This window comes from Kitasatospora humi (genome assembly GCF_020907985.1).
Lineage (GTDB): Bacteria > Actinomycetota > Actinomycetes > Streptomycetales > Streptomycetaceae > Kitasatospora > Kitasatospora humi.
Genome location: NZ_JAJJPA010000007.1, coordinates 227,448 through 241,469, shown reverse-complemented (window position 1 = coordinate 241,469; position 14,022 = coordinate 227,448). Strand labels below are relative to the sequence as shown.

Annotated in this window: 13 protein-coding genes and 1 pseudogene; 11 read left to right on the top strand and 3 right to left on the bottom strand. The window is 70.1% G+C overall.

Translation table 11 applies throughout. The annotated features are described in order from the left end of the window. A partial coding sequence (locus tag LN042_RS10545; protein WP_230050767.1) for a response regulator occupies positions 1-662 on the bottom strand: 662 nt, incomplete at its 3' end. Continuing rightward, positions 663-1,550: a RecB family exonuclease gene (locus LN042_RS10540; protein WP_230050765.1), complete on the bottom strand. Its 888-nt coding sequence runs from the start codon at positions 1,548-1,550 to the stop codon at positions 663-665. Positions 1,551-1,757: 207 nt separating this feature from the next. Here LN042_RS10540 and LN042_RS10535 point away from each other — a divergent pair, with 207 nt between their 5' ends. The 3 genes from LN042_RS10535 (at position 1,758) to LN042_RS10525 (ending at position 4,756) form a co-directional block, all read left to right on the top strand. Next, positions 1,758-2,969, top strand: coding sequence for a site-2 protease family protein (locus LN042_RS10535; RefSeq protein WP_230050763.1), 1,212 nt, complete (start codon positions 1,758-1,760; stop codon positions 2,967-2,969). Positions 2,970-3,033: 64 nt separating this feature from the next. Further along, entirely contained in the window at positions 3,034-3,990 is a 957-nt protein-coding gene (locus LN042_RS10530) for a tRNA (adenine-N1)-methyltransferase (RefSeq protein WP_230050761.1), read from the top strand. A gap of 157 nt (positions 3,991-4,147) precedes the next feature. Beyond that, the gene (locus LN042_RS10525; RefSeq protein ID WP_230050759.1) at positions 4,148-4,756 is read left to right on the top strand and encodes a hypothetical protein; all 609 of its coding nucleotides are present in this window, start codon (positions 4,148-4,150) and stop codon (positions 4,754-4,756) included. 48 nt (positions 4,757-4,804) lie between these two features. Here the strand turns inward: LN042_RS10525 and LN042_RS10520 are convergent, their stop codons facing one another. Next, complete coding sequence (locus LN042_RS10520; protein ID WP_230050757.1) at positions 4,805-5,107, bottom strand: ferredoxin; 303 nt, start codon at positions 5,105-5,107, stop codon at positions 4,805-4,807. 223 nt (positions 5,108-5,330) lie between these two features. Between LN042_RS10520 and arc the strand changes: the two genes are divergently transcribed. From arc to LN042_RS10480, 8 genes and pseudogenes are all read left to right on the top strand, one after another. Then, positions 5,331-7,097 (top strand): proteasome ATPase, encoded by a 1,767-nt coding sequence (gene arc, locus LN042_RS10515; protein WP_230050756.1) that lies wholly within the window; start codon positions 5,331-5,333, stop codon positions 7,095-7,097. Positions 7,098-7,220: 123 nt separating this feature from the next. Continuing rightward, a complete protein-coding gene (dop, locus tag LN042_RS10510; protein ID WP_230050754.1) occupies positions 7,221-8,732 on the top strand; it encodes a depupylase/deamidase Dop in 1,512 nt (503 codons plus the stop codon). Between the two features lie 105 nt (positions 8,733-8,837). Next, the gene (locus tag LN042_RS10505) at positions 8,838-9,056 is read left to right on the top strand and encodes a ubiquitin-like protein Pup (RefSeq protein ID WP_230050752.1); all 219 of its coding nucleotides are present in this window, start codon (positions 8,838-8,840) and stop codon (positions 9,054-9,056) included. Between the two features lie 6 nt (positions 9,057-9,062). Further along, a pseudogene (locus tag LN042_RS10500) lies at positions 9,063-9,587 on the top strand (endonuclease VII domain-containing protein); the annotation flags it as partial. A 20-nt stretch (positions 9,588-9,607) separates the two neighbouring features. Beyond that, positions 9,608-10,450: a proteasome subunit beta gene (gene prcB, locus LN042_RS10495; RefSeq protein WP_230050751.1), complete on the top strand. Its 843-nt coding sequence runs from the start codon at positions 9,608-9,610 to the stop codon at positions 10,448-10,450. A gap of 66 nt (positions 10,451-10,516) precedes the next feature. Then, positions 10,517-11,275, top strand: a complete 759-nt coding sequence (gene prcA / locus LN042_RS10490; protein ID WP_230050750.1) for a proteasome subunit alpha — start codon at positions 10,517-10,519, stop codon at positions 11,273-11,275. Between the two features lie 149 nt (positions 11,276-11,424). Next, complete coding sequence (gene pafA / locus LN042_RS10485) at positions 11,425-12,786, top strand: Pup--protein ligase (protein WP_230050748.1); 1,362 nt, start codon at positions 11,425-11,427, stop codon at positions 12,784-12,786. Positions 12,787-12,871: 85 nt separating this feature from the next. Then, positions 12,872-13,876, top strand: a complete 1,005-nt coding sequence (locus LN042_RS10480) for an FKBP-type peptidyl-prolyl cis-trans isomerase (RefSeq protein WP_230050747.1) — start codon at positions 12,872-12,874, stop codon at positions 13,874-13,876. Positions 13,877-14,022 lie beyond the last annotated feature (146 nt).

Genomic DNA, 14,022 nt, shown 5'->3' with positions numbered 1-14,022 from the left:
CCCGGCCGCACCAGCCCGCTCTCATAGGCGAACACCGCCGCCTGCACCCGGTCCCGCAGGCCCAACTTGGTGAGCACGTGCCCGACATGGGTCTTCACCGTGGTCTCGGAGACGAACAGCTCGGCGGCGATCTCCGCGTTGGACAGCCCCTTGGCGACCAGCCGCAGCACCTCCATCTCCCGCTCGGTCAGCGCGCCCAGCGCGGGGGAGGGGGCCTCGTCCCCGGACGGCAGCCGGGTGGCGTACATGTCCAGCAGCCGGCGGGTGATCGACGGCGCCAGCATCGCCGCGCCGTCCGCGACCACCCGGATCGCCTGCACCAGCTCCTCGGCCGGCACGTCCTTCAGCAGGAAGCCGCTCGCCCCGGCCCGCAGCGCCTCCACCACGTACTCGTCCAGGTCGAAGGTGGTCAGCACCAGCACCTTCGCCGGACCGTCCCGCCCCGGGCCGGCGATCCGGCGGGTCGCCTCCACCCCGTCCATCCGCGGCATCCGGATGTCCATCAGCACCACGTCCGGTTGGAGCGCCCGCACCTGCTCCAGCGCCTGCTGGCCGTCACCGGCCTCGCCCACCACCACCAGGTCGCTCTCCGCCTCCAGGATCATCCGGAAACCGGTGCGGAGCAGCGGCTGGTCGTCGACCAGCAGCACTCGGATCGTCACCTATGACTCCTTGCTCGACATGCTCGTCACGGTCTTCTGCAGGGGGAGCGGGTACGGCGGCGGAGTCCCCCCGAACTCCGGGCAGCTGTTCTGATGGTCGCACCAGTCGCACAGCCGGTTGCGCGTGGCCGGGAACTCACCGGTGGCCACCGCCCGGCAGATCGCCTCCCACAGCGCCAGCAGCTTGCGCTCCACCGATCGCAGGTCCGCCTCGTCCGGGTCGTAGGTCACCACCTCCCCGGCACCGCCCAGGTAGACCAGCTGCAGCCGCTTGGGGATCACGCCCTTCCAGCGCCACACCACCAGGGCGTAGAACTTCATCTGGAACATCGCCTTGCCCTCGAAGTCCCGGGAGGGCGCGCGGCCGGTCTTGTAGTCCACCAGCCGCACCTCGCCGGTGGGCGCCACGTCCACCCGGTCGATGTAGCCGCGCAGCTTCAGGCCCGAGTCCAGGACCGTCTCCACGTAGAGCTCCCGCTCCACCGGCTCCAGCCGGGTCGGGTCCTCCAGCCGGAACCACTGGCCCAGCAGCTTCTCCGCGTCCGCCAGCCAGCGGGCCAGCGCCTCGCCGTCGAGGCCCTCGGCGTCCGCCGCGGCCGCCGGGAACAGCTCCGCCAGCTCCGGGCGTTCACCCAGCAGGCGTTCCCACTGCGGGCGCAGCAGCGACAGCGCCCGGTCCGGGGTGCGCTCCGCCGCCGGATGGTCGAAGAGCCGCTCCAGCACGGCGTGCACCAAGGTCCCGCGCGTCGCCGCCGCGCTCGGCGGCTCCGGCAGGCGGTCGATCACCCGCAGCCGGTAGAGCAGCGGGCAGGTCAGGAAGTCCCCGGCACGCGACGGGGAGAGCCCGCTCGGCGGAACGGCCGGGCGGGCGGTGTCGGTCTGCTGCATGCCCCCGACCCTATGGGGTCCGGCTGCCATACGGCTGACAGCCCGCTGACAGCGGGACCGGCGCCCGAACTGGGTAGGACTTCCCCAGGGGGCCTCCGACATCCCCCGCCGCGATCACGTAGCGTTCGAGTACGGCGCGCAGCGCCCGGGAGCAGAGTGGCCGACAAGACGGAACCCAGCGGGGACCACACGACCGGTGAAGGGGCCATGGTGAGCGACACCACGGGGCAGCAGACCTCCCAGGAGCCACCGCGGCAGCCCGGCGGCCCCGGACCCGGCCACCGACCGGCCGGCGGCATCCTGATGGGCCGGCCGTTCGGCGTGCCCGTCTACGTCGGCCCGTCCTGGTTCCTGATCGCCGCGCTGATCACCTGGCTGTTCGGCCGGCAGCTCGCCGACGTCCTCCCCGACCTCGGCTTCACCCGCTACCTGATCGCCTTCTGCTTCGCCGTCGCCTTCTACGGCTCCGTGCTGATCCACGAACTCGCCCACACCTTGGTCGCGCTGCGTTACCGGCTCGGCGTCCGGCGGATCCAACTGCAGTTCTTCGGCGGCGTCTCGGAGATCGAGAAGGAGGCCGAGACCCCCGGTCGGGAGTTCTGGCTCGCCTTCGTCGGCCCGCTGCTCTCGCTGGCCATCGGCGGCATCTGCTGGCTGCTCACCGACCTGGTCCGGTTCGACACCGTGCCGGGCGTGCTGCTCGCCGGCCTCACCGTGGCCAACCTGGTGGTGGCCGTCTTCAACCTGCTGCCCGGCCTGCCGCTGGACGGCGGCCGGATGCTGCGCGCCGTCGTCTGGGGCGTCACCGGACGGCCGATGACCGGCACCGTGGCCGCCGCCTGGAGCGGCCGGGTGCTCGCCCTGGTGGTGCTCTTCGGCCTGCCGCTCTACGGCGACGCCCAGCACGGCGGACGGCCCGGCACCGGCGAGTCGCTGCTGAACACCAGCCTGGCCGCGTTCCTCGCCGTGGTGATCTGGAGCGGCGCCGGCACCGCGGTCCGCAACGCCCGCCTCAAGGAGGCGCTGCCCCGGCTGGGCGTGCGCGACCTCAGCCGGCGCGCCGTCCAGGTCACCGCCGACACCCCGCTCGCCGAGGCGCTGCGCCGGGCCCGCGAGGCCCAGGCCGGCGCCGTGGTGATCAGCGACGGCCACGGCGACCCGATCGCCCTGGTCAAGGAGGCCGCCGTGCTCCAGGTGCCGGAACACCGCCGCCCCTGGGTGGCCGCCGGCTCCCTGGCCCGCACTCTGGAGCCCGGACTGCGGCTCGCCGTCGACCTGGACGGCGAACACCTGCTCGCCGCGCTGCGGGCCAACCCCGCCAGCGAGTACCTGGTGGTCAACCCGGACGGCGGCGTCTACGGGGTGCTGGCCGTCGCCGACGTGGAGCGCCGGCTCAGCGCGGTGCTCACCCGCCGCTAGGCCGCAGTGGGCCGGGAACGGCCGTGGTCCGGGGCCGCACCCGATTCGCTATAGGATTGTCCGCATGTCCGAACCGACCGGTGCCACCCGCAGGCGGGGGCCATTCAAGGTCGGGGACCAGGTTCAGCTGACCGACCCCAAGGGCCGTCACTACACGTTCACGCTCGAAGCCGGGAAGAACTACCACACCCACAAGGGTGCGTTCCCGCACGACGAACTGATCGGCGCCCCCGAGGGCACCGTGGTTCGCACCACGGGAAACGTGCCCTACCTCGCGCTGCGACCCCTGCTCCCCGACTACGTCCTGTCCATGCCGCGCGGTGCGGCCGTCATCTACCCCAAGGACGCGGGGCAGATCCTGGCCATGGCCGACATCTTCGCCGGCGCCCGGGTGGTCGAGGCCGGCGTCGGCTCCGGCGCGCTCTCGACCTACCTGCTGCGCGCCGTGGGTGACACCGGCCTGCTCGCCTCCTACGAGCGCCGCCAGGACTTCGCGGACATCGCCCGGGGCAACGTCGAGCGCTACTTCGGCGGCCCGCACCCGGCCTGGAAGCTCACCGTGGGTGACCTCCAGGACAACCTGGTCGAGACCGACGTCGACCGGGTCATCCTCGACATGCTGGCCCCCTGGGAGTGCCTGGACGTCGCCGCCAAGGCACTCGTCCCCGGTGGCCTCATCTGCTGCTACGTGGCCACCACCACGCAGCTGTCGCGCACCGTCGAGGCCCTGCGCGAGCACGGCGCCTTCAACGAGCCGCAGGCCTGGGAGACCATGGTCCGCACCTGGCACCTCGAAGGCCTCGCGGTCCGGCCCGACCACCGCATGATCGGCCACACCGGCTTCCTGCTCACCAGCCGCCGACTCGCCGACGGCGTCGAGCCGCCGATGCGCCAGCGCCGTCCGGCCAAGGGCGCCTACGGCGAGGACTTCGACAACGACAAGCCGAAGCCCAGCCTGGCCGAGCGCGCCGCCGCCCGGGCCGCCGCCAAGGCCGCCACCCCGGTCATCGACCAGGACTGAGACCGCCGCCGGTCCACCTGAAGGCCCATCGGGACCCGATGGGCCTTCAGTGCGTCAGGCCCCGCCCGGCCGGTCCGAGTCCCATTCGTACGCACTACCACTGATGTGCGACGATGCTCCCCACACACAGACACCCGGCCGGTGGAGGGGACCCCTTTTGCCCAGCGCAGCGGACGTCGCGGACCACACCTCCCGGCCCGGGCCGGCGGCCCGCTCCGGACCCTGGCGCTGGCTCGCGGTCGCGGCCGGCTGCGCCGCCCTGGTGACCGCCACCATGGCTGCCGCCCCCAGCGCCCACCTCAGCGCCGCGGACCCCGCCCCGGCGGCCGGCGGCGGCGCCCCCAAGGCCCTGCCCGCCGGTGCCGCGCCCGACGCCGCCAAGGCGGCCCTGCCGCTCGACTGCGGGCCACTGCCCGCCACCGTCACCCTCAGCTTCGCCGCCGACCTCGGCGACGGCACCCCCGCCACCGTCGCCGCCGCCCACTGCGCGGCCGGCGCCGGTGCGGCACCCGACGGCGTCTTCGTCATCACCGCCGGCCCCGGCGGCACCCCCCGGGTGCACGACGTCCTGGTCGACTGGCACCAGGACTACACCGTCACCGGGCTCGCCCTGCGCGCCGACGGCACCATCACCGCCCAGGCCCGGGGCTACTCCACCGCCGACGTACCGCGCTGCTGCCCGGACCTCACCGTGCAACTCGACTGGACCCGGCACGGGGACGCCTTCACCCGCACCGAGCACAGCGTCCCGTCCGCCACCACCTGACCCGACGCAGTACTGACGGGACGTCAGCAGTCGAACGGCCCCCGGGCGCTAGTCGGCGTCCGGGCCGTACACCTCCACCCGGTCCGAGACCCGGCGGACGTGGATGCAGTCGCCCGGGCACTCCCGCGCCGAGTCGACCACGTCCTGAAGCAGCGTCAGCGGAACCGGCGCCGTCTCGCCCGGCTGCTGGCGCAACTCGTCGTCCTCGCCCTTCACATAGGCCAGCCCGTCGATGTCCAGTTCGAAGACCTCGGGCGCGTACTGCACGCAGATCCCGTCGCCGGTGCACAGGTCCTGATCGATCCACACTTCGAGCGGCTCGGCGGCTTCCGCCCCACTGGTCACTGACATCGGTTCCTGCCTACACAACGGTCACGATCGGGTATTGACTCGCTCGACCCTACCTCCCGGCCGCTTTCCGGGCGTGTGCGGTGGGTATCCACCTGCCAGAGGGGAAGCACACTCGGGTGAAGATCGGACACACCCCTTCCGTCTTTCTTGATCTAGGGGTTTACACGACCCCTGGTACAGGTAGGGTCTGGAAGCATCCCGCTCCCCGGAGGAGGTGAGGACCGTGGCAGCCCACGATGACGACTACAACCGCAGTGCCGGAAAGCCCGCCCGTGGTTCCGACGAGGCCGCACAGGTCTCGTACCTGGAGCAGGAGATCGCCGTGCTGCGTCGCAAGCTGGCCGAAGCCCCGCGCTCTTCGAGGGTCCTCGAGGACCGCATCGTCGAGCTCCAGACCAACCTGGCCGGCGTGACCGCCCAGAACGAGCGACTCGCCGCCACCTTGCGCGAGGCCCGCGACCAGATCGTGGCCCTCAAGGAGGAAGTCGACCGGCTCGCCCAGCCCCCCGCCGGATTCGGCACCTTCCTCACCAAGAACGAGGACGGCACCGCCGACATCTTCACCGGAGGCCGCAAGCTCCGCGTCAACGTCAGCCCCGCCATCGACCTGGACGAGCTCCAGCGCGGCCAGGAAGTGCTGCTCAACGAGGCGCTGAACGTCGTCGACGCCTTCGACTTCGAATCCGTGGGCGAACTGGTCACCCTCAAGGAGGTGCTCGAGGACGGCGAACGCGCGCTGGTCCTCGGCCACACCGACGAGGAGCGCGTGGTGCGCCTCGCCGACTCGCTGCGCGGGGTCAACCTGCGCGCCGGCGACGCCCTGCTGATGGACCCCCGCTCCGGCCACGTCTACGAGGTCGTGCCCAAGGCCGAGGTCGAGGAGCTCGTCCTCGAAGAGGTCCCGGACATCGACTACCGGCAGATCGGCGGCCTCGGCGCCCAGATCGAGCAGATCCGCGACGCGGTCGAGCTGCCCTACCTGCACGCCGACCTCTTCAAGGAGTACGAGCTGCGCCCGCCGAAGGGCGTGCTGCTCTACGGCCCGCCCGGCTGCGGCAAGACGCTGATCGCCAAGGCGGTGGCCAACTCGCTCGCCAAGAAGGTCGCCGAGGTCACCGGGCAGCCGCAGGGCAAGAGCTACTTCCTCAATATCAAGGGCCCCGAGCTGCTCAACAAGTACGTCGGCGAGACCGAGCGGCAGATCCGCCTGGTCTTCCAGCGGGCCCGTGAGAAGGCCGGCGAGGGCACCCCGGTCATCGTCTTCTTCGACGAGATGGAGTCGCTCTTCCGCACCCGCGGCTCCGGCGTCAGCTCGGACGTGGAGAACACCATCGTCCCCCAGCTGCTCGCCGAGATCGACGGTGTCGAGGGCCTGGAGAACGTCATCGTGATCGGCGCCTCCAACCGCGAGGACATGATCGACCCGGCGATCCTGCGGCCCGGACGTCTCGACGTCAAGATCAAGATCGAGCGCCCGGACGCCGAGGCCGCCAAGGACATCTTCTCCAAGTACCTGAAGAGCTCGCTGCCGTTCCACCCCGACGACCTCAAGGAGCACGACGGCTCGCTGGACGCCACCGTCGCCGCCATGATCCAGTCGGTGGTCGAGCGGATGTACGGTGAGACCGAGGAGAACCGCTTCCTGGAGGTCACCTACGCCAACGGCGACAAGGAAGTCCTTTACTTCAAGGACTTCAACTCCGGCGCCATGATCCAGAACATCGTGGACCGGGCCAAGAAGATGGCGATCAAGGACTTCCTCGACCACGGGCAGCGCGGCCTGCGCGTCTCCCACCTGCTCGCCGCCTGCGTGGACGAGTTCAAGGAGAACGAGGACCTGCCCAACACCACCAACCCGGACGACTGGGCCCGGATCTCCGGCAAGAAGGGCGAGCGGATCGTCTTCATCCGCACCCTGGTCACCGGCAAGCAGGGCGCCGAGTCCGGCCGTTCCATCGACACCGTGGCGAACACCGGGCAGTACCTCTAACCCGCCGCCCGCACCAACCGCGGCTGACGGCCCCGACGCTCCGTCAGCCGCGGTGCCACCCCAGGGACGTCGGCGTCCCGCCACCCGGCGGGGCGACGGGCAGCACCGGGCAAGGAGGGCCGGATGACCGTAAGGCGCGTGATGGGCATCGAGACCGAGTACGGCATCTCCGTACCCGGCCACCCCAATGCCAACGCCATGCTCACCTCGTCCCAGATCGTCAACGCCTACGCGGCGGCGATGCACCGGGCGCGTCGCGCCCGCTGGGACTTCGAGGAGGAGAACCCGCTGCGCGACGCGCGCGGGTTCGACCTCGCCCGCGAAGTCGCGGACGCCAGCCAGCTCACCGACGAGGACATCGGCCTGGCCAACATCATCCTCACCAATGGCGCCCGCTTCTACGTCGACCACGCCCACCCCGAGTACAGCTCGCCCGAGGTCACCAACCCGCGCGACGCCGTGCTCTGGGACAAGGCCGGCGAGCGGATCATGGCCGAGGCGGCTGCCCGCGCCCTGGAACTGCCCAACGGGCAGAACATCCATCTCTACAAGAACAACACCGACAACAAGGGCGCCTCCTACGGCACCCACGAGAACTACCTGATGCAGCGGGCCACCCCGTTCGCCGACATCGTCCGCCACCTCACCCCGTTCTTCGTCTCCCGCCAGGTCGTCACCGGCTCCGGCCGGGTCGGCATCGGCCAGGACGGCGCCGCCCACGGCTTCCAGATCAGCCAGCGCGCCGACTACTTCGAGGTGGAGGTGGGCCTCGAAACCACGCTCAAGCGGCCCATCATCAACACCCGCGACGAACCGCACGCCGACGCCGAGAAGTACCGCCGGCTGCACGTCATCATCGGCGACGCCAACCTCTCGGAGATCTCCACCTACCTCAAGCTCGGCACCACCTCACTGGTACTCTCCATGATCGAGGCCGGATTCATCGCCGTCGACCTCGCCGTCGACCAACCGGTCCGCACCCTGCACCGGGTCTCCCACGACCCCTCGCTGCAGCACCTCGTCACGCTGCGCAACGGCCGCAAGCTCACCGCCGTCCAGCTCCAGATGGAGTACTACGAGCTGGCCCGCAAGTTCGTCGAGGACCGCTACGGCCACGACGCCGACGAGCAGACCAAGGACGTGCTGATCCGCTGGGAGGACGTGCTCTCCCGGCTGGAACGCGACCCGATGAGCCTGTCCCGGCAGCTCGACTGGATCGCCAAGCGGGAGCTGCTGGAGGGCTACCGGCAGCGTGACGGGCTCGACTGGGACAACCCCCGGCTGCACCTTGTCGACCTGCAGTACAGCGACGTGCGGCCCGAGAAGGGGCTCTACAACCGGCTCGTCGCCCGCGGGCGGTTCGAGCGCCTGGTGACCGAGGACGAGGTGCTGCGCGCCGTCCACGAGCCGCCGGACGACACCAGGGCCTACTTCCGCGGCCGCTGCCTGGAGCAGTACGCGGAGCACGTCGCCGCGGCCTCCTGGGACTCGGTGATCTTCGACCTGCCCGGCCGCGACTCGCTGCAGCGGGTGCCCACCCTGGAGCCACTGCGCGGCACCCGCAGCCACGTCAAGGACCTGCTGGACCGCTGCCGCACCGCCGAGGACCTGGTCCGGGTCCTCTCCGGTGGGTGAGTGATCCGCTACCTTGAGTGAAAGGTTGGCTGACGGGGAATCATCCTGGTGGGGCCCGGACGTTCCACCAGTACTACCGACCGACGATGCGAAGGGGTGAGGGGCATGGCGACCAAGGACACCGGCGGCGGTCAGCAGCGGGCCAACCGCGCCACCGAGGAGACCGAAGAGCAGGCCGCGGAGGCCCAGCAGTCCGACGAGCTCAAGGAGCGCCAGGACAAGCTGAACGACGACGTGGACGCGGTGCTGGACGAAATCGATGAAGTGCTCGAGTCCAATGCCGAGGATTTCGTGAGGGGCTTTGTTCAGAAAGGTGGGCAATAGTCCTGAATGTCCGATTTGGAAAGTCGAGCCTGGTGCAGCAAGTGCCAGCAATGGCTCGAGCGTGAGTCGTTCGCACGCAATAGGTCGATGAAGAGCGGTCTTCAGGCGTATTGCCGTGCGTGCTCGGCGCAGTACTACGACGCGCGGCAGCGGGCGAAGGGGAAAGTCCCGCGGCCGCGCGTCGAAGTGCCCGAAGGGCACAAGCGGTGTGCGAAGTGCGAGCAGATCAAGCCGCATGCCGAATGGGATCGGAACGCCAGTCAGGTCAGTGGCCTTGCGGCCTACTGCAAAACGTGTACGGCGGCACGGAACCGTGAAAGCTATTTTCGCCGAAAGTACGGCCTCTCCGAGGCAGACCTTCAGGCAATGCTCCGGGACCAGTGCCACCTCTGTCCGATCTGTCAGGACAGTCGGGCCGAGCATGTGGATCACGACCACGAAACGGGTAGGGTCCGTGGCATCCTCTGTTTCGCGTGCAACGCGGCGCTGGGGCAGATGAAGGATCGGCCCGACGCGCTCCGGCGGGCTGCCGACTACCTGGAAGGAATCGTGTGGAAGCCAACACTCGTGGCACCGGGCGTCTACCGGCTGCCTTCCTCACCCCCGGACATTCCTCCTTCATGGAGTTCCTGGCTGAGCACTCGCCTGAGCTCCTCCCCGGGCGCCGGGCGCTCCCGGCCGGTGTGACCGTGGAGGCGCCGCACGGCACCACCATCGTGGCCGCGGTCTTCGACGGCGGTGTGGTGATCGCGGGTGACCGCCGGGCCACCATGGGCAACGTGATCGCCCAGCGTGACATCGAGAAGGTCTTCCCGGCCGACGAGTACAGCGCGGTCGGCATCGCCGGCACCGCGGGCCTGGCGGTCGAGATGGTGCGCCTGTTCCAGCTGGAGCTGGAGCACTACGAGAAGATCGAGGGCACCGTGCTCTCCCTGGAGGGCAAGGCCAACCGGCTGACCACGATGATCCGGGGCAACCTGGGCATGGCGATGCAGGGCCTGGCCGTGGTGCCGATGTTCGCCGGCTACGACCTGGACCTCGGGCGCGGCCGGATCTTCACCTACGACGTCACCGGCGGCCGCTCCGAGGAGCGCAACTTCGCCGCCACCGGCTCCGGCTCGGTCTTCGCCCGGGGCTCGCTGAAGAAGCTCTACAGCCCGGACCTGACGGCCGACCAGGCCGCCGTCCTGGTGGTCCAGGCGCTCTACGACGCGGCCGACGACGACTCCGCCACCGGCGGCCCGGACCTGGCCCGCAAGATCTTCCCGATCGTCACCCTGATCACCGACGAGGGCATCCGCAGGCTCTCCGAGGAGGAGGTGTCGCGGATCGCGGTGTCGATCACCGATGACCGCCGCATCCGCCCCGACGGCCCGCAGGCCCCGCTCCAGTAGTCCGCCACCGCTCCCGGCACCCCGCAGCGGGGCCGCGGGAGCCCGAACCAGAAGGGACGACCGCCGGTGTCCACACCGTTCTACGTCTCGCCCCAGCAGGCCATGGCGGATCGCGCGGAGTACGCCCGCAAGGGCATCGCGCGCGGCCGCAGCGTGGTCGTGCTCACCTACGCCGACGGCATCGTCTTCGTGGCCGAGAACACCTCCCGGGCGCTGCACAAGGTGTCCGAGATCTACGACAAGATCGCGTTCGCGGCGGTCGGCCGCTACAACGAGTTCGAGAACCTGCGGATCGGTGGCGTGCGCTACGCCGACCTGCGTGGATACTCCTACGACCGGGCCGACGTGACGGCCCGTGGGCTGGCCAACGTCTACGCCCAGACGCTGGGCACCATCTTCTCCTCGGTCGGCGAGAAGCCGTACGAGGTGGAGCTGATCGTCGCCGAGGTCGGCCGGACCCCGGAGGACGACCAGATCTACCGGCTCACCCCGGACGGTTCGGTGGTGGACGAGAAGAACTCGGTGGTGGTCGGTGGCAACGCCGACCAGATCGGGAACTACCTGGGGCAGCGCCACCAGGTGGGCATGAGCCTGGCCGAGGCGCTGAAGCTGGCCGTGGACTCGCTGGCCCGCGACCCGAACGGCGGCACGCCCCGGGCGCTGACGCCGGAGCAGCTGGAGGTGGCCGTGCTGGACCGGGTGCGCCCGCAGCAGCGCAAGTTCAAGCGGATCCTGGGCCCGCAGCTGAGCCGGCTGCTGAGCCAGGAGTCGGCCGCGGCGGCGGATGCCGACCTGGCGGAGCCGGAGTCGACCGAGGACGAGTAGGCCCGGGCGGCGGTGGGGTGCGGTGCCGAGCGCGCCGCACCCCACCGCCGCGCCCGTTTGTCCGGGGGATTTCGGCATCCGTCGGATCGTGCTTCGATTGGCGTGGCGGAAACGGTTTCAGAGGGCCCCCGGAAGCGTAAAGTCCCTGCATGGACCGCCGAATTTTCGGGCTGGAGAACGAGTACGGCGTCACGTGTACGTTCCGGGGACAACGGCGTCTGTCTCCGGACGAGGTGGCCAGGTACCTCTTCCGCCGCGTAGTTTCCTGGGGCCGCAGCAGCAATGTGTTCCTGCGCAATGGCGCTCGCCTGTATCTGGACGTCGGTTCGCACCCCGAGTACGCCACCCCGGAGTGCGATGACGTCGTCGAGCTGGTGACGCACGACAAGGCCGGCGAGCGGATCCTGGAGGGTCTGCTGGTGGACGCCGAGCGGCGGCTGCACGAGGAGGGCATCGCCGGGGACGTCTACCTGTTCAAGAACAACACCGACTCGGCCGGCAACTCCTACGGCTGCCACGAGAACTACCTGGTGGCGCGGCACGGCGAGTTCTCCCGGTTGGCGGACGTGCTGATCCCGTTCCTGGTGACCCGTCAGCTGATCTGCGGCGCGGGCAAGGTGCTGCAGACCCCGCGCGGCGCGGTGTTCTGCGTGAGCCAGCGGGCGGAGCACATCTGGGAGGGCGTCAGCTCGGCGACCACCCGGTCCCGTCCGATCATCAACACCCGGGACGAGCCGCACGCGGACGCCGAGCGCTACCGCCGGCTGCACGTGATCGTCGGCGACTCCAACATGTCGGAGACCACCACGCTGCTGAAGGTGGGCGCGACGGACCTGGTGCTGCGGCTGATCGAGGCCGGGGTGGTGATGCGCGACCTGACGCTGGAGAACCCGATCCGGGCGATCCGCGAGGTCAGCCACGACCTGACGGGCCGCCACCAGGTGCGCCTGGCCAACGGCCGGGAGGCGAGCGCCCTGGAGATCCAGGAGGAGTACTACGCGAAGGCGGTGGAGTTCGCCGACCGCAAGGGGCTGAACGAGGGCACGGTGGGCCGGGTGCTGGAGCTGTGGGGCCGCACGTTGGAGGCGGTGCGCACCGAGGACCTGTCCCGGGCCGGGACCGAGATCGACTGGATCATGAAGTACCAGTTGATCGAGCGGTACCGGGAGAAGCACCAGATGAGCATGTCGAACCCGCGGATCGCGCAGATCGACCTGGCGTACCACGACATCCACCGCCGCCGCGGGCTCTTCTACCTGATGCAGGGCAAGGGGCAGGCCAAGCGGGTGACCACCGATCTGAAGGTCTTCGAGGCCAAGTCGGTGCCGCCGCAGACGACCCGGGCCCGGTTGCGCGGGGACTTCATCCGCCGGGCGCAGGAGCAGCGCCGTGACTTCACGGTGGACTGGGTGCACCTGAAGCTGAACGACCAGGCGCAGCGGACGGTGCTCTGCAAGGACCCGTTCCGCTCGGTGGACGAGCGGGTGGAGAAGCTGATCGCCGGAATGTGATCCCTTTCTCCGGCCGGCGTGCCCCGTCCTCCCCGAGGGCGGGGCACGCCGGCCCTAGTCTGGTCACGTTTACTGATCCGTAAATGTGACTGACAGTGAGGTCGCCGTGCGCCGCAGAGTCGGGTTGCTCGTTCTCCTGCCGATGGTGCTGCTGGCCGCGTGCAGCAGCAGTTCGCCCGTGAAGAGCGGGCCGTCGCCGGTGCCCACGTCGTCGGCGCCCTCGGTGCCGACTCCGGTGGGGTCGGCGTCCCCGATGCCGACCGTCAGCGGGCCGGTGGGCAGCAAGGCCGCCATCACCCTGCCGTCGGGGAAGCCGACCGGCCAGTTCGTGGTGACCACCGCGGTCGAGGGGGACGGGCCGACGGTGGGCCGGGGCGACTGGGTGACGGTCGGTTACACGGCGAAGGACTGGACGACGGGCAAGGACGTCGCGGGTTCCTATGACGCGGGTGCGAAGCCGCAGCTGTACCAGGCGGGGACCGGGCAGTTGGTGCCGGCGTTCGACGAGACCGTGGTGGGCAAGAAGGTGGGCACCCGGGTGCTGGTGGTGGCGCCGCCGTCGGCGGCGTTCGGCAGCAACACCAACCAGCAGCTGGGGGTGGGCAAGGACGACACCGTGGTGTTCGCGCTGGACATCGTGCAGACGGTGCCGCAGGACTCGGTGGTGACGGGGACGATGACCCAGCCGGCCGCGAACCAGCCGCAGGTGAAGGACAACGGCAAGGCCGCGCCGACGATCACGATCCCGCCGAACACGCCCGCGCCGTCGGACCTGCAGGTCAATGTGCTGATCAAGGGTGACGGCAAGCCGGTGCAGGCCGGTCAGTCGGTGGTGCTGCAGTACACCGGGGTGCTGTGGAGCAACGGCCAGCAGTTCGACTCGTCGTGGAGCCACGGCGGGGCGCAGGTGTTGCAGATCGGCACCGGCAGCGTGATCGCCGGGTGGGACAAGGGGCTGGTGGGTCAGCCGGTGGGCAGCCGGGTGGAGCTGGTGATCCCGCCGTCCCTGGGCTACGGCGGACAGGCACAGAACGGTATCCCTGCGAACTCGACCCTGGTCTTCGTGATCGACATCCTGGAAGCTGTGTAGCCGCGGACGTCCACCGTGGTGCGCGAGCTGTCACGCGGGCGGGTACTCCTGGTGTGTCATGAACACCTGATGAGTGCCCGCCCTCATGGCAAGCTGCCATACTGCTGGCGATTCGCACGGCGTTCAGTGATCCAAATGGCGAGGAT